General features: G+C 71.0%; 13 protein-coding genes and 3 pseudogenes. 8 read left to right on the top strand and 8 right to left on the bottom strand.

What is annotated here, in order from left to right; all coding sequences use genetic code 11:
- Positions 1 to 11 precede the first annotated feature (11 nt).
- From iolD to iolC, 4 genes are read right to left on the bottom strand one after another with little or no spacing between them, the layout of a single operon-like run.
- Complete coding sequence (gene iolD, locus FEF34_RS25160) at positions 12 to 1,919, bottom strand: 3D-(3,5/4)-trihydroxycyclohexane-1,2-dione acylhydrolase (decyclizing) (protein ID WP_138055177.1); 1,908 nt, start codon at positions 1,917 to 1,919, stop codon at positions 12 to 14.
- A complete protein-coding gene (gene iolB / locus FEF34_RS25155) occupies positions 1,916 to 2,743 on the bottom strand; it encodes a 5-deoxy-glucuronate isomerase (RefSeq protein WP_138055176.1) in 828 nt (275 codons plus the stop codon). The genes iolD and iolB overlap by 4 nt, the downstream gene beginning before the upstream one ends.
- 16 nt (positions 2,744 to 2,759) lie before the next feature.
- Positions 2,760 to 3,650: a Cgl0159 family (beta/alpha)8-fold protein gene (locus FEF34_RS25150; RefSeq protein WP_138055175.1), complete on the bottom strand. Its 891-nt coding sequence runs from the start codon at positions 3,648 to 3,650 to the stop codon at positions 2,760 to 2,762.
- The gene (iolC, locus tag FEF34_RS25145; RefSeq protein ID WP_138055174.1) at positions 3,647 to 4,711 is read right to left on the bottom strand and encodes a 5-dehydro-2-deoxygluconokinase; all 1,065 of its coding nucleotides are present in this window, start codon (positions 4,709 to 4,711) and stop codon (positions 3,647 to 3,649) included. Before iolC ends, FEF34_RS25150 begins: the two co-directional genes overlap by 4 nt.
- Before the next feature lie 130 nt (positions 4,712 to 4,841).
- On the opposite strand from iolC, the gene FEF34_RS25140 reads away from it, so the two are divergent.
- From FEF34_RS25140 to FEF34_RS25130, 3 genes are all read left to right on the top strand, one after another.
- The gene (locus FEF34_RS25140) at positions 4,842 to 5,753 is read left to right on the top strand and encodes a sugar phosphate isomerase/epimerase family protein (RefSeq protein ID WP_138055173.1); all 912 of its coding nucleotides are present in this window, start codon (positions 4,842 to 4,844) and stop codon (positions 5,751 to 5,753) included.
- A gap of 229 nt (positions 5,754 to 5,982) precedes the next feature.
- On the top strand, positions 5,983 to 6,180 hold the full coding sequence (locus FEF34_RS25135; RefSeq protein WP_138055172.1) for a helix-turn-helix transcriptional regulator: 198 nt from the start codon (positions 5,983 to 5,985) through the stop codon (positions 6,178 to 6,180).
- Positions 6,181 to 6,264: 84 nt separating this feature from the next.
- Positions 6,265 to 6,852: a GNAT family N-acetyltransferase gene (locus FEF34_RS25130; RefSeq protein ID WP_234042554.1), complete on the top strand. Its 588-nt coding sequence runs from the start codon at positions 6,265 to 6,267 to the stop codon at positions 6,850 to 6,852.
- Positions 6,853 to 7,081: 229 nt separating this feature from the next.
- Here FEF34_RS25130 and FEF34_RS25125 read toward each other — a convergent pair.
- Positions 7,082 to 8,293, bottom strand: a pseudogene (locus tag FEF34_RS25125) (MMPL family transporter); the annotation flags it as partial.
- 185 nt (positions 8,294 to 8,478) lie between these two features.
- On the opposite strand from FEF34_RS25125, the gene FEF34_RS25120 reads away from it, so the two are divergent.
- Positions 8,479 to 8,790 (top strand): heavy-metal-associated domain-containing protein, encoded by a 312-nt coding sequence (locus tag FEF34_RS25120; RefSeq protein WP_138055171.1) that lies wholly within the window; start codon positions 8,479 to 8,481, stop codon positions 8,788 to 8,790.
- A gap of 736 nt (positions 8,791 to 9,526) precedes the next feature.
- Here FEF34_RS25120 and FEF34_RS25115 read toward each other — a convergent pair.
- The 3 genes and pseudogenes from FEF34_RS25115 to FEF34_RS25105 all read right to left on the bottom strand — a co-directional run.
- Complete coding sequence (locus FEF34_RS25115) at positions 9,527 to 10,816, bottom strand: citrate synthase (RefSeq protein WP_138055170.1); 1,290 nt, start codon at positions 10,814 to 10,816, stop codon at positions 9,527 to 9,529.
- 168 nt (positions 10,817 to 10,984) lie between these two features.
- Entirely contained in the window at positions 10,985 to 13,213 is a 2,229-nt protein-coding gene (gene recD2, locus FEF34_RS25110) for an SF1B family DNA helicase RecD2 (RefSeq protein WP_138055169.1), read from the bottom strand.
- Between the two features lie 468 nt (positions 13,214 to 13,681).
- Positions 13,682 to 13,844 (bottom strand): annotated as a pseudogene (locus FEF34_RS25105) (Gfo/Idh/MocA family protein); the annotation flags it as partial.
- A gap of 137 nt (positions 13,845 to 13,981) precedes the next feature.
- Here FEF34_RS25105 and FEF34_RS25100 point away from each other — a divergent pair.
- The 4 genes and pseudogenes from FEF34_RS25100 to FEF34_RS25085 all read left to right on the top strand — a co-directional run bounded on the left by FEF34_RS25100 (position 13,982) and on the right by FEF34_RS25085 (position 18,544).
- Positions 13,982 to 15,121 carry a LacI family DNA-binding transcriptional regulator gene (locus FEF34_RS25100; RefSeq protein WP_138055168.1) on the top strand — a complete coding sequence of 380 codons (1,140 nt, stop codon included), beginning with the start codon at positions 13,982 to 13,984 and terminating at the stop codon, positions 15,119 to 15,121.
- Positions 15,082 to 15,522: pseudogene (locus FEF34_RS25095) on the top strand (GNAT family N-acetyltransferase); the annotation flags it as partial. The gene FEF34_RS25100 and the pseudogene FEF34_RS25095, both read left to right, overlap by 40 nt.
- Positions 15,523 to 15,734: 212 nt before the next feature.
- Entirely contained in the window at positions 15,735 to 16,196 is a 462-nt protein-coding gene (locus FEF34_RS25090; protein WP_138055167.1) for a hypothetical protein, read from the top strand.
- 512 nt (positions 16,197 to 16,708) lie between these two features.
- On the top strand, positions 16,709 to 18,544 hold the full coding sequence (locus FEF34_RS25085) for a glycoside hydrolase family 3 protein (RefSeq protein ID WP_138055166.1): 1,836 nt from the start codon (positions 16,709 to 16,711) through the stop codon (positions 18,542 to 18,544).
- Positions 18,545 to 18,648 lie beyond the last annotated feature (104 nt).

Raw genomic sequence — 18,648 nt, 5'->3', positions numbered from 1 at the left:
CTTCGGGTCCCTCAGAGATGGCGGCGCCGGGCTGCGACTTGCCGGTCGTACTCCCCCCGGGCCTTGACCGCCGACGGCCGGGTCGCGGTCTCGGCCACAGGAACATCCCACCACGCCTGTGCCGGGGGTGCGCCCGACACAGTGTCTGCCGTTTCGGTCTCGACGTAGACACATGTGGGGCGGTCCGCCGCGCGGGCCTCGGCAAGGGCTTCGCGCAGGTCACGCACGGTCCTGGCGCGGATGACCCGCATCCCGAGGGATGCGGCGTTGGCGGCGAGGTCGACCGGGAGGGGCTCTCCCGTGTACGCGCCTCCCCCGGGGCCTCCCGGTCCGCCGGCCTGCGACGCCCCCGGCTCCCGGTGGCGGTACGCGGTGCCGAACCGCTCGGAGCCGACCGCCTCGGAGAGCCCGCCGATCGACGCGTATCCGTGGTTCTGCAGGACGACCACCTTGATCGGGACGTTCTCCTGGACCGCCGTGACGATCTCGGTCGGATTCATCAGATACGTTCCGTCTCCGACGAGCGCCCACACGGGCCGCCCGGGAGCGGCCATCGCGACCCCGATGGCCGCCGGGATCTCGTAGCCCATGCACGAGTATCCGTACTCCACGTGGTACTGGTCTCGGGAGCGCGTCCGCCACAGTTTGTGGAGGTCGCCCGGGAGCGAGCCGGCGGCGTTGATCACGATGTCGTCGCCGGTGACCAGGCCGTCGAGGGCGCCGAGGACCTGGGGCTGGGTGGGGCGCGCGTCCTCGTCGGGCGCCTCGTAGGCGGTGCCGACCCGGCGCTCCCAGCGCTCTTTTCCGTCCGCGTACTCCCTCTCGTAGCCGTGTTCGACATGGTGTCCGCGCAGAGCCTCGGTCAGGGCCTCCAGTCCGGTCCTGGCGTCCGCGACGAGCGGGAGCGCGGCGAGCTTGTGGGCGTCGAAGCCGGTGATGTTGAGGTTGAGGAAGCGGACACCGGGGTTGCCGAAGAGGGTCGCCGAGGCGGTCGTGAAGTCGGTGTAGCGGGTGCCGACGCCGATGACCAGGTCGGCCGCCCCCGCGAGTTCGTCGGCGGTGGCGGTGCCGGTGTGGCCGATGCCGCCGACGTCCGCCGGGTGGTCGTACGGGAGTGAGCCCTTCCCCGCCTGGGTCGAGGCGACGGGGATCCCGGTGGCCTCGGCGAAGGCCCGCAGGGCGCCCTCCGCCCTGCTGTGGTGCACTCCCCCGCCGGCGACGACCAGGGGCCGCCGCGCGGACCGTACGGCGCGGACCGCCGCAGCGAGTTCCTCCGGATCCGGCTGCGGCCGGCGCACGTGCCAGACGCGTTCGGCGAAGAACTCCTCCGGCCAGTCGTACGCCTCCGCCTGCACGTCCTGCGGCAGCGCGAGCGTGACCGCCCCGGTCGCGGCCGGATCGGTGAGGACCCGCGCCGCGGCGAGCGCTGCCGGGATCAGCGCCTCGGGACGGGTGATCCGGTCGAAGTAGGCCGACACCGGGCGGAGACAGTCGTTCACCGACACGTCCCCCGCGTACGGGACCTCCAGCTGCTGGAGGACGGGGTCTGCGGGGCGGGTCGCGAAGGTGTCGCCGGGCAGGAGCAGAACCGGCAGCCGGTTGACGGTGGCGAGGGCGGCCCCGGTCACGAGGTTGGTGGCGCCCGGGCCGATGGAGGTCGTGACGGCGTGCGTGGACAGGCGGTTGGACTGGCGGGCGTGACCGACGGCCGCGTGCACCATCGCCTGCTCGTTGCGCCCCTGGACGAAGGGCAAGTCCCCGGACTCGAGGAGGGCCTGGCCGATCCCGGCCACGTTGCCGTGTCCGAAGATGCCCCACATGGCTCCGACGAGCCGCTGTCTGCGCCCGTCGCGCTCGGTGTACTGGCGGGCCAGGAACCGCACCAGCGCCTGCGCAACGGTCAGCCTCGGTCCGCTCATCGGTAGCCCTCCGTGTGGTCGGGGTGGAAGCAGATCCGCCACTCTCGCTCGGGCCCCGGTCCCGCCATGACGTTCAGGTAGTACATGCCGTGCCCCGGAGCGGCGATGGAGGGGCCGTGCCAGCCGTCCGGGACGAGGACGGCGTCACCGCTGCGGACCTCGGCGAGGAGATCCGTGCCCCCGGGGCGGGACGGCGAGATCCGCTGGTAGCCGAAGCCGTGCTCGCCGTCGATCTCGAAGTAGTAGATCTCCTCGAGTTCCGCCTCCTCACCGGGGCGGTGCTCGTCGTGCTTGTGCGGCGGGTACGAGGACCAGTTGCCGCCAGGGGTCAACACCTCGACGGCGATGAGACGGTCGCAGTCGAAGGTGCCGGCGGCGGCGAAGTTGTGCACACGGCGGGCGCAGGTGCCCGAACCCCGGTCCTCGACCGGAACCTCCGACACGGGGCCGCGGCGGGCGGGGAGTCGTCGCTCGCATCTCGCTCCTGCCAGGGCGAAGCGGCCTCCCGCGCCGGAGGCGATCAGTGCCCGAGCGTCGCGCGGAACGTACGCGAAGTCGGTGACTCCGGCGAACACGTTCTCCCTGCCCAGCAGTTCCATGGTCGTACCTTCGGTGTGCACCGAGCACCCGCCGGCCAGCGGCAGCACGATCCACTCGCTGTCGCCGGCCTCCAGCAGGTGGGAGGCGCCGGGGGCCAGCTCCAGGACCCGCAGTGCGGAGTACCCCCAGCCGGCCCTTCCGGGATCGATGTCGAGCGTGTACGGTCCGGCGGCCGCGGTCCCGGCCCGCAGATGCCGGTCCGGTCCGGTGTCCCTGTGATCCATGAGTCCTCCGTACCCCCTAGAGCAGGCCCACGGCCGTGTCGACAGCCGCCGGTACATCGCCGTCGCCCGGATAGAGCAGTGAACGGCCCACCACCAGTCCCTGGACCGTGGGAAGTCGCAGCGCCCCGCGCCACTTCTCGTACGCCGCCGCCTGTCCGCCCGCGCTGTCGCCCACGTCGCCTCCGAGCAGCACTGCGGGGAGCGTCGAGGTCTCCATCACCCGCGCCATGTCGTCGGGGTTCTCCGTGACGGGGATCTTCAGCCAGGTGTACGCCGAGGTGCCGGCGAGGCCGGAGGCAATGGCTATGGAACGAGTGACCGCCTCGGCGGAGAGATCGTTGCTCAGCACCCCGTCGACGCGGCGGCAGATGAACGGCTCGACGAAGACCGGCAACCGGCGGGCGGCCATCTCGTCGATGGCGCGCGCGGTGGAGTGCAGGGTGGCGAGGGAGCCGGGGTCGTCGTAGTCGATGCGGAGGAGCAGCTTGCCCGCGTCGAAGCCGAGCCGCGCGAGGTCCTCGGCGCGGTATCCGGTGAACCTGTCGTCCAGTTCGAAGGCGGCCCCGGCGAGTCCGCCGCGGTTCATCGATCCCATGACGACCTTGTCGTCGAGTGCCCCCAGCAGGAGGAGGTCCTCCAGAATGTCGGCGGTGGCGAGGACGCCGTCCACGCCGGGGCGTTCGAGCGCGGTGCACAGGCGCTCCAGGAGGCCCAGCCGGTTGGCCATCGCGTACCGCTGGTCGCCGACGGCGAGCGCGCCGCGGGCGGGGTGGTCGGCTGCGACGATCATCAGTCGGCCGCTGCTGCCGACGAGGGGGCGGCGCCGACGGCGGGCCGCCGCCTCGGCCACGGCCTCCGGGTGGCGGACCCTGATCCTGACGAGGTCGGTGAGGTCGACGCGGGTCACGACGCCGCTCCGGGCGCCGCCCCGGTTCCGGGACCGCCGTCCGTGCCGGGCCGGGGACCGGCGGGCGCCTCGGGTTCGGGGTCCGCCTCGGGGCCCGGAGCGTGGCCGTCGAGAAGGGCGTCCACCTCCGCGGCGTAGGGCATGGCCGACGAACAGGCGAGGCGGGCGGCGACGATCGCGCCCGCGGCGTTGGCGAACCGCATCACCCGCTCCAACTCCCAGCCGGAGAGGAGTCCATGGACCATCGCCCCGCCGAACGCGTCGCCCGCGCCGAGTCCGTTGACCACGTCGACCTTCACCGGCGGCCCTTCCGCGACCGTGCCGTCGCTGTGCACGGCCAGAACGCCCTCGGGGCCCTGCTTGACCACGGCCAACTCGACCCCGGCGCCGAGCAGCGCACGGGCGGCGGCGAACGGTTCGCGCTCCCCGGTGGCGATCTCGCACTCTTCGAGATTGCCCACGGCGACGGTGGCGCGGGCGAGCGCCTTCGCGTAGTACGGCCGGGCCCCGTCCGCGGAAGTACCGGTGGCGCTGTCCCAGAACATGGGCCGCCAGTCCAGGTCGAAGACGGTCGTCCCGGACTTCGCCCGGTGCTCGAGCGCGGCGAGCGTGGCCTCCCTGCTGGGCTCGGCGCACAGGCCGGTGCCGGTCACCCAGAAGACCCGTGCCGCACCGATCGCGTCCATGTCCAGCTCTTCGGCGCGCACTTCGAGGTCGGGCGCCTTGGGCTGCCGGTAGAAGTAGAGCGGGAAGTCGTCCGGCGGGAAGATCTCGCAGAACGTCACGGGGGTCGGCAGCCCCGGTACCGCGGTCACCCAGCGGTCGTCGACCCGGAACCCGCGGAGCGCCTGGTGGAGGTAGTCCCCGAAGGCGTCCTGGCCGGTCCGGGTGACGACAGCGGCGCGTCGGCCGAGCCTGGCCGCCGCGACCGCCACGTTCGCGGCGGAACCCCCGAGGAACTTCCCGAAGGTTTCGACCTGGGCCAGCGGGACCCCCACCCGGAGGGGATAGAGGTCCACTCCGATCCTGCCCATCGTGATGACGTCGTACGGCTGAGGCATACGTGTCCCTTCGGTTCCACGCCCGGCTGACCCCTGGTCTAGCCCCCGTCCCTGAGCACTGTCAATATTTTGTCCTTACATTCGGACGAAAGCTTGACACCTTTCTCCGGCGGCCGGAAAGCTGGCCGCCATGACCTCCTCCGCAGCCTCGTTCAACCGCATCCGGATCGGGTCGGCCCCTGACTCCTGGGGCGTGTGGTTCCCGGACGATCCCCGTCAAGTCCCCTGGCAGCGCTTCCTCGACGAAGTGGCACAGGCCGGCTACGAATGGATCGAGCTCGGCCCCTACGGCTACCTCCCCACTGACCCCGCACGCCTCATCGAGGAGACCTCGTCCCGTGGACTGAAGGTCTCGGCCGGCACCGTCTTCACCGGACTGCACCACGGCCCGGCCGTCTGGGAGAAGACCTGGGCCCATGTAGCCGGCATCGCCGCCCTCACCCGCGCGATGGGCGCGGACCACCTGGTCGTCATCCCGTCCTTCTGGCGCGACGACAGAACCGGCGAGGTACTGGAGGACCGGGCCCTCACGCCCGAGCAATGGCGCTACCTCACCACCCAGACCGAGCGCCTGGGGCAGGAGGTCGGAGACCGCTTCGGCCTGAGGATCGTGGTCCATCCCCACGCGGACACCCACATCGACAGCGAGGAGAACGTCAGCCGCTTCCTCGACGCGACCGACTCCGACCTGGTCTCGCTCTGCCTGGACACCGGCCACTACGCCTACTGCGGCGGCGACAGCGTCAAGCTCATCGAGACCTACGGCGAGCGGATCGGCTACCTCCACCTCAAGCAGGTGGACCCGGAGATCCTCGCCGAAGTGGTCGCGAACGAGGTGCCGTTCGGCCCCGCGGTGGCGCGGGGAGTGATGTGCGAACCGCCGGCCGGAGTGCCCGCGCTGGGGCCGGTACTGGCCGCGGCCCAGCGGCTCGACGCCGAGCTCTTCGCCATCGTCGAGCAGGACATGTACCCCTGCCCGCCGGAGAAGCCGTACCCGATCGCCGAACGCACCCGACGCTTCCTCCGCTCCTGCGGCGCCTGAAACCCCGCCTCCTCCAACTCTTCACCTCCGTCATGTCACAACAGTCGCCCTTTCGTCACACATGTCTCCGTTACGCGGGCCTTGCGTCACAGAACCTCGACAGACCCTCCCCTGCCGTCACTCTGCGTCGTTCAACGGGCACAGGCTGAGTGATCGCCAGCGCCCGCGCCGCAGCTCCCCTGACGGCTCCCCCGGCCGCCGTTGCGGCGCATACAGGGAGGTGCAACAGATGACGGACAGAAGACTCTGGTCCTACAGGGACATCGCCGCACACATCAAGGTGCAGCCGGACACGGTCCGTTCGTACCGCAAGCACGGCCTCCTGCCCCCACCGGACCACGTGGAGTCGGGCAAGCCCTACTGGTACGCCGACACCATCCGCGTCTGGGTGGCCAACCGCCCCGGCAACAGGGGGCGCAGGAGCTGAAACGCCCAGCCCCGCATCCCCGGGTGCGGGGCCCTACGGGCAAATGGTTTGCCCCTCGCACCGCTCCCTTCCGACAATCCTCCGGTGACCGAGCAACGACTGGCGGACTTCTCCGTCAAGCCGATCCTCACCGGAGCGAAGGTGGTCCTGCGCCCCTTCTCCGAGGAGGACGCCCCCACGATGGCGGCGATCCTGCGCGATACGGAGGTGCTTCTCCTCACCGGCTCCGCCGGTGCCCCGCCTTTCCCTGACGAGCAGCTGCGCTCCTGGTACGCCACCCGCGGTGATCAGCCCGACCGTCTCGACGTCGGCGTGGTCGACCGTGCCTCGGGTGAGCTCGTCGGCGAGGCCGTCCTGAACAACTGGGACGAGCGGAACCGCAGCTGCAACTTCCGCATCCTGATCGGCCCTCGCGGCCGTGACCGCGGCCTGGGCACGGAGGCCGTCCGGCTCATCACCGGCTACGGCTTCGAGCGGCTCGGGCTGAACCGGATCTCCCTGAGCGTCTACGACTTCAATCCCCGGGCCCGCCGGGCCTACGAGAAGGCGGGCTTCATCGCCGAGGGCACCGAACGCGAGGTCCTGCGCCACGAGGACGGCTGGGTCGACGCCACGAACATGTCGGTCCTCGCCCGCGAGTGGGCCGTCCACCGGGGCCGGCCCGAGGACTGAGCCGGCAGGGGACCAGGCGGCCCGCCCCAGCTCGACGATCGCCACCCCGCGCCCCCGGGGTCCTGTCCATGGCCTACAGGGCAGCGGGGGCGGCGTCGAGCGGGATCACCGAGGTCACCAGCAGATCCGGTCGCAGCGCCCCCGAGCGGACCATGCCCAGCGCCGTCCCGTCGGCTCGTGCGCCACCCGCTCCCGCCCCGCAGGCACGGCCACCGGACCCGGCCCGAACCTAACCGCCCACGGGGACGTTGCCGCGGTCACGGTCGTCGTTTCGGCCGTCCCCCCCGTCCGCGATTCCGCCCGCGCCAGCCGGGGAGAGCCCGCCCCGTTCCTCGGCGTCGCGCTCCTGCGCGACGGATTCCGCCGGGGCGGGCCCGGATATCCCGCCCTCGCTGAGGCCGAACCTCGCATGGAGCGCCCGCAACGGAGCCGGAGCCCACCAGGTGGCCCTGCCCGTCAGCTTCATCACCGAGGGAACCAGCAGGCTGCGCACCACCATGGCGTCCATGAGCACGGCGAGGGCGATACCGAGGCCGAGCATCTTGGTGTTGCTCACCCGCGAGGTGCCGATCGCGACCATCACGACCGCGAGGATCACGGCCGCCGCGGTGATCAGCCCGCCGGTGCGGCGCAGCCCGAAGGCCACGGCGTGCTCATGGTCGCCGGTGCGGTCGTACTCCTCCTTGATACGCGACAGCAGGAACACGCCGTAGTCCATGGAGAGACCGAAGGCGACGCAGAACATGAGCACGGGAAGCGTCGTCTCGATCGCGCCCGTGGCGGTGAAGGAGATCGGGCCGGAGAGATGCCCCTCCTGGAAGACCCAGACCACGGCCCCGAACATCGCTGTGAAACTGAGGCCGTTGAGCACCACGGCCTGAAGTGGGATCAGCACGCTTCCGGTGAGCAGGAAGACGAGCAGGAGGGTGACGACGACGATGATCGCCGCGGCCCACGGCAGCCGCTCACCGATCGCGTCCTTGGAGTCGACCAGCATCGCCGCCGCACCGGTCACGGACGTCTCGAACGGGGCAGGCTCCGCACGGAGGTCGCGGACCAGCTGCTGTGACTCCTCACCGACGGCCTCTTCCTCGGGCAGCACCGTGAACACCGCATGCTCACCGGAGACCAGCGGTCCGTCGACACGCAGTACCCCCGGGAGGGCCTCGACGCGCTCGCGGTACCCGGCGTACTCCGCGGGGGTGGCAGCGCCCTCGACGAAGACGTCGAGGCCACCGCCCGGGCTTCCGGGGAATCCGTCCCGGATGTGCTGCTGCACGACGTGCGACTCCGCGCCGGACGGAAGCTGGCGGTCGTCCGCCGGCCCGAACCGCACTCCCAGGAAGGGCAGTCCGAGCAGCACCAGCCCGGCGGTGGTGGCCACGGCGAAGACGGGGGCCCGACGCATCACCAAGCGCACCAGCCGAGCCCAGCGCACCCCGTCGGCGTCTGCCGCCGAGCCCGTTGCGCCGCCCCACAACCGGAGGACACTCGCGTTCATACCCCCTAGGGGTATAGAGTGGGGGCGAGCGTCGGAGAGTCCAGCGCTCCCAGGACCCCGGACGCACCACGCCTTCGCCGGACGAAGCGATCGCGAAGCAACACACCCGTACAGAGGAGAACGCCATGACCGCCGAGACGACCACCGGCACCATCGAGGCCACCGGCTCCTGCTGCTCGCCCACCGGTTCCCGCCACGGCGGTGCGGCGGGCGCCGAGCCGAGCGGCACGACCTCGGTCTACCTGGTGAAGGGCATGACGTGCGGCCACTGCGAGGGCGCCGTGTCCGAGGAGATCTCCACGATCGCCGGCGTCACGTCCGTCAAGGCCGTCGCCGCGACCGGACAGGTCACCGTGGTCTCGGCCGCTCCGCTCGAGGAGGCGGCCGTACGCGCGGCGGTCGACGAGGCGGGCTACGAGCTCGCCGGCAAGGCCTGACCTCCCCCGCACGCCCCGGCCGCACACCACCATCCCTCCCGACCGGCACCGGCTCCGCCGGGAAACGTCGACCACAGCCCGAAGCCGCCCCGGCTCCACCCGGGGCGGCTTCGCCGCTCCCAGGCCCCGTCGAAACGGCCCCTGGCCCCCAATCGGCCACGCACCCGCCCCCTCGACCCTGCGGGAGCCCCGCCAGGCCCGGCCCGCCCTCGCGGGCCGTTCCGGGCACTCGTCGACGCGGCGTCCGCCGTCCCGGGCCCGCCGAATCCCGCAGCCTCGGGAATTACCAGGACCTACTCATCCGTTTCCGTGGTCAGCGGGAGGCTGCATCTGCGATCCTTCACGTGGTACACAGGACCTTCACAAAGAGACCCAGATCACAGATATTTGTGGGTAACCATTCGGGCTCTTCGCGAGTCTAAGTGGGCGATGCCAGAGCGTCTTGGGGGACGCTCATGGGATGTCTTGGGGGACGTCCCAGGCAAGCGTTGGCCGGGGCACGTACGACCGGGGAGCTTTGAGCGGCCCTCCCGTAGATACGTACCCCGGCAGACCGCGTCGCGAAGAGCTTCTGCTGGACACCAGCAGACGCCCGGCCGGATCCCGTGGGGGGAATCCGCACCGGGGATATGGGAAGCGCCCCGCTTGCCGACCCGTGGGGGGATCGGCAGCGGGGCGCTTCTCTGCGTACAGGACTCCGCCGCACCGGGGCGCGACGGGAACTGCCGAGCAGGCCTCAGCGAGCCTCGACCGGGACGAAGTCGCGCAGGACCTCGCCGGTGTAGATCTGGCGCGGGCGACCGATACGGGAACCCGGCTCCTTGATCATCTCGTGCCACTGGGCGATCCAGCCCGGGAGGCGACCGAGGGCGAAGAGCACGGTGAACATCTCGGTCGGGAAGCCCATGGCCCGGTAGATCAGACCGGTGTAGAAGTCCACGTTCGGGTACAGCTTGCGCTCGACGAAGTAGTCGTCGGACAGCGCGTGCTCCTCCAGCTTCAGGGCGATGTCCAACAGCTCGTCGGACTTGCCCAGGGCGGAGAGCACATCGTGGGCGGCAGCCTTGATGATCTTGGCGCGGGGGTCGAAGTTCTTGTAGACCCGGTGGCCGAAGCCCATCAGGCGGACGCCGTCCTCCTTGTTCTTCACCTTGCGGATGAAGGTGTCGACGTCGGCGCCGGCGGCCGCGATGCCCTCCAGCATCTCCAGCACGGACTGGTTGGCACCACCGTGCAGCGGGCCCCACAGGGCGGAGATGCCGGCGGAGATGGAGGCGAACATGTTCGCCTGCGAGGAACCCACCAGGCGCACGGTGGACGTCGAGCAGTTCTGCTCGTGGTCCGCGTGCAGGATGAGCAGCTTGTCGAGCGCGGCCACGACGACCGGGTCCGGCTCGTACTCCTGCGCCGGGACCGAGAAGGTCATCCGCAGGAAGTTCTCGACGTAGCCGAGATCGTTGCGCGGGTAGACGAACGGGTGGCCGATCGACTTCTTGTACGCGTAGGCGGCGATCGTCGGGAGCTTGGCCAGCAGTCGGATGGTGGAGAGGTGGCGCTGCTTCTCGTCGAACGGGTTGTGGCTGTCCTGGTAGAAGGTCGACAGCGCGCTGACCACTGACGAGAGCATGGCCATCGGGTGAGCGTCGCGCGGGAAACCGTCGAAGAACCGCTTGACGTCCTCGTGCAGCAGCGTGTGCTGGGTGATCTCGCCCCGGAACGCCGCCAGCTGGTCGACGGTCGGCAGCTCACCGTTGATCAGCAGGTAGGCCACCTCGAGGAAGCTGGAGCGCTCGGCCAGCTGCTCGATCGGGTAGCCGCGGTAGCGCAGGATGCCCTGCTCGCCGTCGAGGTAGGTCACCGCGGACTTATAGGCGGCCGTGTTGCCGTAACCGCTGTCCAGGGTCACCAGACCGGTCTGCGCCCGGAGCTTCCCGATGTCGAAGCCCTTGTCGCCGACGGTGCTCTCGACCACCGGGTAGGTGTATTCACCGTCCGCGTACCGCAGTACTACAGAGTTGTCGCTCACGTCATCCCTCACCGACGTAGTGCCTCTTCTTCGAGGTGCCCTGACTGTCTCTACCATCCCCCATTTGGCTGAGGAGAGTGCACTCGGGGTCGACCATTCGGCCGTTCAGCGGCACTGAGTGCCGCCCAGCCCGCTCATCCTGCCCCCTTCGCCCCGGTTCCGGAAGTGTTAGGTGATCTTTCCCACGAACCCTCCACCTGTCAGCCTGTGGTCGAGTGCGGTAAAGCGCCTGCCTGCCGAGACCGTGCGGACCGCCTGCCCTATGGCCTTGCGGGAGCCGACGAGCACGACGAGCTTCCTCGCGCGCGTGACGGCCGTGTAGAGCAGGTTTCGCTGGAGCATCATCCAGGCCCCCGTGGTGACCGGAACCACCACCGCCGGATACTCGCTGCCCTGGGAGCGGTGGATCGTGACGGCGTAGGCGTGGGCGAGCTCGTCGAGCTCGTCGAAGTCGTACGGCACCTCCTCGTCCTCGTCCGTCAGCACCGTCAGCCGCTGATCGACCGGATTGAGCGAGGTCACCACGCCGACCGTGCCGTTGAAGACTCCGTTCTTCCCCTTCTCGTAATTGTTGCGAATCTGAGTGACCTTGTCGCCGACGCGGAAGACCCGGCCGCCGAACCGCTTCTCGGGCACATCGGGGCGGGCGGGGGTGATCGCCTGCTGCAGGAGCCCGTTCAGGGTGCCCGCGCCGGCGGGACCCCGGTGCATCGGCGCCAAGACCTGCACATCGCGCCGCGGGTCCAGCCCGAAGCGGGCGGGGACCCGCCGGGCGGCGACGTCGACGGTGAGCCGGCCCGCCTCCTCGGTGTCGTCCTCGACGAAGAGGAAGAAGTCGCTCAGCCCCTGGGTCAGGGGCTGAGCTCCGGAGTTGATCCGGTGGGCGTTGGTGACCACGCCCGACTGCTGCGCCTGCCGGAAAATGCGGGTGAGCCGGACGGACGGGACCGGACTGCCGTCCGCGAGCAGATCGCTGAGGACCTCTCCGGCGCCGACGCTCGGGAGCTGGTCCACATCGCCGACCAGCAGCAGATGAGCGCCCGGCGCCACGGCCTTCACGAGCTTGTTGGCCAGCAGCAGGTCCAGCATGGAGGCCTCGTCGACCACCACGAGATCGGCGTCCAGCGGCCGGTCCCTGTCGTAGGCCGCGTCTCCGCCCGGCTTCAGCTCCAGGAGCCGGTGCACGGTGGACGCCTCGGCGCCGGTCAGCTCTGCGAGCCGCTTGGCCGCCCTTCCCGTGGGCGCGGCGAGGACCACCTTGGCCTTCTTGGCCCGGGCGAGCTCGACGATGGAGCGGACCGTGAACGACTTGCCGCAGCCGGGGCCGCCGGTCAGGACGGCCACCTTCCGGGTGAGGGCGAGCCGGACCGCCTGCTCCTGCTCGGGCGCCAGCTCCGCGCCCGTATGCCCGGCGAGCCAGGCCAGCGCCTTGTCCCAGGCGACGTCCCGGAAGGCCGGCATACGGTCCTCGTCCGTGCGCAGCAGCCGGGTCAGCTGGGCGGCGAGGGACAGCTCGGCGCGGTGGAAGGGCACCAGGTAGACCGCGGTCACCGGGTCCCCGCCCTCGGGCGAGGGGACCTGCTCCCGGACGACCCCTTCCTCCTCGGCCGCCAGCTCGGCGAGGCAGTCGATCACCAGTCCCGTGTCCACCTGGAGGAGCTTCACCGAATCGGCGATGAGCTTCTCCTCCGGGAGGTAGCAGTGCCCCTGGTCCGTGGACTGGGACAGGGCGTACTGCAGACCCGCCTTGACCCGGTCGGGGCTGTCGTGGGGTATGCCCACCGCCTGGGCGATGCGGTCGGCGGTGAGGAAGCCGATGCCCCAGACGTCCGCCGCGAGCCGGTAGGGCTGGTTCTTGACGACGGAGATCGACGCGTCCCCGTACTTCTTGTAGATCCGCACGGCGATGGACGTGGAGACGCCCACTCCCTGGAGGAAGACCATGACTTCCTTGATGGCCTTCTGCTCCTCCCAGGCGGCACCGATCATCTTCGTGCGCTTGGGGCCGAGGCCGGGGACCTCGACGAGCCTGCCGGGCTCCTGCTCGATGACGTCGAGGGTGCCGGCGCCGAAGTGGTCGACGATGCGCTCGGCGATACGAGGCCCGATGCCCTTGATGAGGCCGGAGCCGAGATAGCGCCGGATGCCCTGGACGGTGGCGGGCAGGACGGTGGTGTAGTTCTCGACGGTGAACTGCTTCCCGTACTGCGGGTGGGAGCCCCAGCGGCCCTCCATCCGCAGCGATTCACCCGGCTGCGCGCCGAGGAGCGAGCCGACCACCGTGAGGAGGTCGGAGCTGCCGCGCCCGGTGTCGACCCGGGCGACCGTGTACCCGTTCTCCTCGTTGGCGTAGGTGATCCGCTCCAGGACCCCTTCGAGCACTGCCAGATTGGACATGCGCCGACGCTACCGCCCGGCTCGGACAACGTGCCCGGCCTGTGGAGAACCCGCGGCCGGCGCTCTCGGGACGGGCGGAGGCAACCGCCCGGGACATTCCGGGGCCCGGCCGAGCGACCGGGCCCCTCGTTCCCCCACCCTCAGGACTCCTCCGAATCCCCCCGGAATCCCTCCCCAGGAGCCCTGACGCCCAGTACGACCCGCGTCACGCCGGAAGGGTTGCACGACTGCGGGCAGTTGTTCTTCCGGAATCCCAGAGCGCCGGCATACGGCTCGAGACGTGGCGTTTCCGGCATGAGTGACGATTCATCTCAGCAGGACGTCCCGGCCGAGCTCGGGGACCACCGGCTCCGGGAGGTCGCGGACGCGCTCGGCACCGACACCACCGCGGCCGTCGTGGGCACTTCGGTGTCCACGCTCTCGGGCGAGCTGAAGGACACCGCGGAGACACCCGGTCAGGCCGGTGAAGTGCGCACGGCGGCCGACCGGGACGGGCTCGGGCCACAGGACCGCACCGTCGCCGAGATCGAGCGCCCTGTTCGCATATCGCGAGGAGGGAGCGCACGAGGTGCTGCCGGTACCCCGTCCGCCCCGTGACGCCGTTGGCGATGCGCACTGTCCTGCGTGTCACGAAGGTGCCGCCTTGTCTCCCCTATTGTTCGAAACGGCGGCGAAATGGTCATGGCAAGCGCTTTCTGCAAATGATGGCGCTAGCCTGCGCACAGCAGCCCGGCAAGGGCCCGGCCGGATCCCCCTCGGAGGAGAGCGATGACAGTCACGCTGGCTGATGTGGCGGCTCGCGCCCGGGTCTCCCCGGCGACCGTCTCCCGGGTCCTCAACGGCAACTACCCGGTCGCGACCTCGACCCGGGAACGGGTGCTGCGCGCGGTGGACGAGCTCGACTACGTCCTCAACGGGCCGGCCAGTTCACTCGCCGCGGCCACCTCCGACCTGGTCGGGATCCTCGTCAACGACATCGCCGACCCGTTCTTCGGGATCCTGGCCGGCGCCGCACAGACCGCGATCGGTGAAGGCACCTCGGGCCGGGCGGGCGGCGAGAAGCTGGCGGTGGTGTGCAACACGGGCGGCTGCCCGGAACGTGAACTGACCTACCTGACGCTGCTGCAACGGCAGCGTGCGGCCGCAGTCGTCCTCACGGGCGGGGCACCGGAGGACCCGGACCACCTCACCGCCATGGCGGCCAAGCTGGGGAAGCTCTCGGACGCGGGGACCGCGGTCGTGCTCTGCGGCCGCCCGCCCGTCTCCGGGGGCGCCGTCACCGCCACGCTCGCCTTCGACAACCGGGGTGGCGGGCGGCGGCTCACGGAACACCTGGTCAGCCTGGGGCACCGGCGGATCGGGTACGTCGCGGGCCCCACCGAACGCACCACCACACGGCACCGGCTGGAAGGCCATCGCGCGGCGCTGGAAGCGGCGAGGGCGGCCGACGCCGCGAGCGGGGGCGCGGGGGCGGCCGGATCCGCGCCGGAGGACCAGGAGCGGCTGACGATCCACGGCCTGTACGACCGGCGCTCCGGCTACGACGCCACGCTGGAACTACTGCGCCGCGATCCCGGCCTGACGGCGGTCGTCGCGGCCAACGACACGGTGGCGCTGGGCGCCTGCGCGGCGTTGCGCGACCTGGGCCTGCGCATCCCGGAGGACGTCTCGGTGGCCGGATTCGACGACCTGCCGTTCGCGGTGGACGCGGTGCCGGCACTGACGACGGTACGGCTGCCGCTGCACGAGGCCGGGGTGCGCGCGGGCCGTCTCGCCATGGGCAGGGAGGCTCCGCCGCCGGGCGGCATCGCGACGATCGGCGCGGAACTGATGGCACGGGCGTCGACGGCGCCGCCGCGCAAGGACTCGCCCAGGACCACGATCCCCATCTCGAGCGGGTGTGGATAGCCGAGTTGGACGGCCGCCCGGTCGGTTCCGTGATGTGCGTACGGGACGAGGCCCCGGCCACCGCCCGGCTGAGGCTGCTGCTGGTCGAGCCCGAGGCGCGCGGCCACCGCCTCGGGGAGCGGCTGCTGGGCGCGGTCGTGGATTTCGCCCGGGAAGTGGGGTATCGGGAGCTGGTGCTCTGGACCAACGACGTCCTGACGGCCGCGCGGAGCATCTACCAGCGCGCAGGATTCACGCTCGTCGCGGAGAAACCGCACCGTTCCTACGGGGCCGACCTGGTCGGCCAGGACTGGCGGTTGCCTCCAGGAAGCACGGCCCAAGTGAAATTCGCCTTCTCGACCCTCGGCCCTCCCGGCATGCCCGGCCCGGAGGCGGCCGCCGCGGCAGCCTCGACCGGGTGACGGACCGAGACCGCGGCTGACCGATGTCGGATGGGAGGCGGACTACAGGTGAGGCGGGCTTCGGGCGGCGCGCCGGGCCTGGCCCGTACCGGACCCGAGGCGGACGACGGGCCGGGCACCGTGGCCGTCGAAACCGGTGGAGACCGCCGGACGAGCCGTCCGCAGTAGGCTGATGTTCATCGGCAACCGCGTGGAGCCCATGGAGACCGCCCATGAGCCGGCATCCTCAGGACCCGAGCGCCCGGGCCACGGGCCCCAAGGCCGCAGATGCCCGTGCCCGGCACGGCCAGGACCCCGTCGTCACGGGCTGGAGCCACGGCGACCGCGTCGTCCGCTGGACGCACGGCGTCAGGGTCGTGCAGAAGGACTTCGCGGGACCGACCCAGGCGGCACTGGCATGGAACGGCCGGGTGATCGTTGTCGAGGCGCTGGACGACACCCCGTACACGCCCACGGACAACGCGGTCGTATACGAGGCGGACGGGACGGAGCTGGTCCGGTTGGCACCTCCGCGGGACCTGGTCGCCGAGCCGTCATGGGTGTTCGGGTTCTTCACAGCGCATCTGGACGCCCAGGGGCGCCCGGTGCTGGTCGTCGCCACGCAGGTCGGCGATTTCTGGGGGCACCCGGATCTGGCGGCGGGCACGGTCGTGGACGTGCAGGAGTGGCGCTGAGTCCGTACTCGTCCACGGCAGACCCCGGCGCGGTTCCTCAGGCCCAACCCGGGTCGGCGCCTCAGGCCCAACCCGGGTCGTGACCGATCCGGCCCTCGCCGCTCGGCCCGTGTCCGTCCCGCCCCCTCGACGGAGCCGGCATTCTCCGTGCGCGGGGAACCCGTGACGGGCACCCGGCGTCCAAGAGCCGTGCCGCGGACGAGTCACCGCAGAGCGGCGTCGTCGGCCCTCGTTGCTGGCTGCGATCGCTGACTCCCTCCCTGGCCGCCTGCGGCCTGCGGCACGCCGCCACCGGTGCGCCCCCTCCCAGCTCCGGTGGCGGTCCCTCTCATCTCCACGCGCGCGCTCATCCACGCGCGCCCCCCTGCGCTCCCCTTCACGCACTTCCCGGAACCGTGGCATCGCGGCTGCCGCCGCGGCGACGGCGCGCTCGTCCGGCCGATTCCCTTGACTGGTAGTTACTTTCCGGATAGCCGTGACTCTTGGAAGTTTCCTTCAGGGAAGGAGCACCAGTGCCCGACCGGACCACCCCGTCCAGACGTTCCGTTCTCGCCGCCACCGCCGCAGGTGCCGCGGCCGCAGCCCTCGCCTCCAGCCCGGCGCACGCGGGCTCCACCGACCGCGGCACCACTCGCACCCGTCTCCAGCGGCTCATCTCCAGGATGAGCCTTGAGGAGAAGATCGGTCAGCTCTTCGTGATGCGGGTGTACGGGCACTCCGCCACCGCTCCCGACCAGACCGACGCCGACGCCAACCTCAGGGAGATCGGGGTCCGTTCGGCCGCCGAGCTGGTCGAGCGCTACCACGTCGGCGGCATCATCTACTTCGTCTGGGCCCACAACACCCGTGACCCGCAGCAGATCGCCGAGTTGTCCAACGGCATCCAGCAGGCCGGACTCGCCCAGCCCACCCCCGTTCCGCTGCTGATCTCCACGGACCAGGAACACGGCATCGTCGCCCGGGTCGGCAAGCCCGCGACGCTCCTGCCGGGCGCGATGGCACTGGGGGCCGGCGGTTCCCGTTCCGACGCCCGGCAGGCCGCGCGGATCGCCGGCACCGAACTCGCGGCGATGGGCATCCGGCAGAACTACGCACCGGTTGCCGACGTCAACGTCAATCCGGCCAATCCGGTCATCGGTGTGCGGTCGTTCGGCTCCGACCCCCAGGCCGTGTCGGGCCTGGTCGCCTCACAGGTGCGGGGCTACCAGGGTGCGGGCGTCGCCGCGACGTCCAAGCACTTCCCGGGTCACGGGGACACCGTGTCCGACAGCCACTACTCGCTGCCGACGATCCATCACACCCGCGAGGAGTGGGGCGAGCTGGACGCTCCGCCGTTCCGTGCGGCGATCGCCGCGGGCATCCGCTCGATCATGACGGCGCACATCGTCGTCCCGGCGCTCGACCCTAGCGAGGACCCGGCGACACTGTCCCGCCCCATCCTCACCGGGATACTGCGCGAGGAACTCGGCTACGACGGAGTCGTCGTCACAGACGCGCTCGACATGGCGGGCGTACGGCAGAAGTACGGCGACGACCGGGTTCCGGTGCTCGCCCTGAAGGCCGGCTGCGACCAGTTGCTCAACCCGCCGAACCTGAGCGTCGCCTGGCACGCCGTCCTGGAGGCCGTGCGGAGCGGCGAGCTGAGCGAGCAGCGCATCGAGGAATCGATCCTGCGCATTCTGCTGCTGAAGGACGAACTGGGTCTCTTCCGCAAACCGTTCGTCACCCGCGAGGGCGTGGACCGCACCGTGGGCAAGCGATCCCATCTGACCGCCGCCGACCGGATCGCCCAGGAGACCACCACCCTGCTCGCGAATCCGACCGGTCTGCTGCCGCTGTCCCGCCGCGGACACCGCGATGTCCTCGTGGTCGGCGCGGATCCGGCCTCCCCGTCCGGGACGACCGGGCCCCCGACCGCCACCCTCGCGAAGGGCTTCACCGAACTGGGCTTCACCGCGACGGCGCTGTCCACTGGCATCACCCCCACGGCCGCCAGGATCGAGGAAGCGGTGGCCGCGGCGGCCGGGAAGGACGTCGTGGTCGTCGGCACGTACAACGTCTCGGCGACCAGTCCGCAGCGGACCCTCGTCTCCCGGCTGGCGGCCACGGGTGTCCCGGTGGTCACCGTCGCCATCCGGAACCCGTACGACATCGCACAACTGACGGGCACCGGCTTCGCGGCCTCGCTCGCGACGTACAGCTGGACCGACGTCGAACTGCGGGCCGCGGCAAGGGTGATCGCGGGCCGGGCCGAGCCCGAGGGCCGGCTTCCCGTACCGGTGCAGCGGGCCGACGACCCGGCGCAGGTGCTGTACCCGGTCGGACACGGCCTGAGGTATCGGGGTTGACGCTCTCCCCCGTGAACGGGGGAGATTCCCACCGGGCCGCCGTTGTTGGACGGCGGTCGCGGGTGGTTCCTGTTTCATCACCCGCTGCCCGGCGTGCCGGGTCT

The organism is Streptomyces marianii, assembly GCF_005795905.1.
GTDB lineage: Bacteria > Actinomycetota > Actinomycetes > Streptomycetales > Streptomycetaceae > Streptomyces > Streptomyces marianii.
The sequence above is the reverse complement of the archived record's forward strand: the minus strand, read 5'-3'. Positions and strand labels throughout refer to the sequence as shown.

Excerpts from the sequence above, each read along its gene's own strand:
- iolD (WP_138055177.1), bottom strand. The coding sequence starts at position 1,919 with ATGAGCGGACCGAGGCTGACCGTTGCGCAGGCGCTGGTGCGGTTCCTG.
- iolB (WP_138055176.1), bottom strand. The coding sequence starts at position 2,743 with ATGGATCACAGGGACACCGGACCGGACCGGCATCTGCGGGCCGGGACC.
- iolC (WP_138055174.1), bottom strand. The coding sequence starts at position 4,711 with ATGCCTCAGCCGTACGACGTCATCACGATGGGCAGGATCGGAGTGGAC.
- FEF34_RS25140 (WP_138055173.1), top strand. The coding sequence starts at position 4,842 with ATGACCTCCTCCGCAGCCTCGTTCAACCGCATCCGGATCGGGTCGGCC.
- FEF34_RS25135 (WP_138055172.1), top strand. The coding sequence starts at position 5,983 with ATGACGGACAGAAGACTCTGGTCCTACAGGGACATCGCCGCACACATC.
- FEF34_RS25120 (WP_138055171.1), top strand. The coding sequence starts at position 8,479 with ATGACCGCCGAGACGACCACCGGCACCATCGAGGCCACCGGCTCCTGC.
- recD2 (WP_138055169.1), bottom strand. The coding sequence starts at position 13,213 with ATGTCCAATCTGGCAGTGCTCGAAGGGGTCCTGGAGCGGATCACCTAC.
- FEF34_RS25100 (WP_138055168.1), top strand. The coding sequence starts at position 13,982 with ATGACAGTCACGCTGGCTGATGTGGCGGCTCGCGCCCGGGTCTCCCCG.
- FEF34_RS25090 (WP_138055167.1), top strand. The coding sequence starts at position 15,735 with ATGAGCCGGCATCCTCAGGACCCGAGCGCCCGGGCCACGGGCCCCAAG.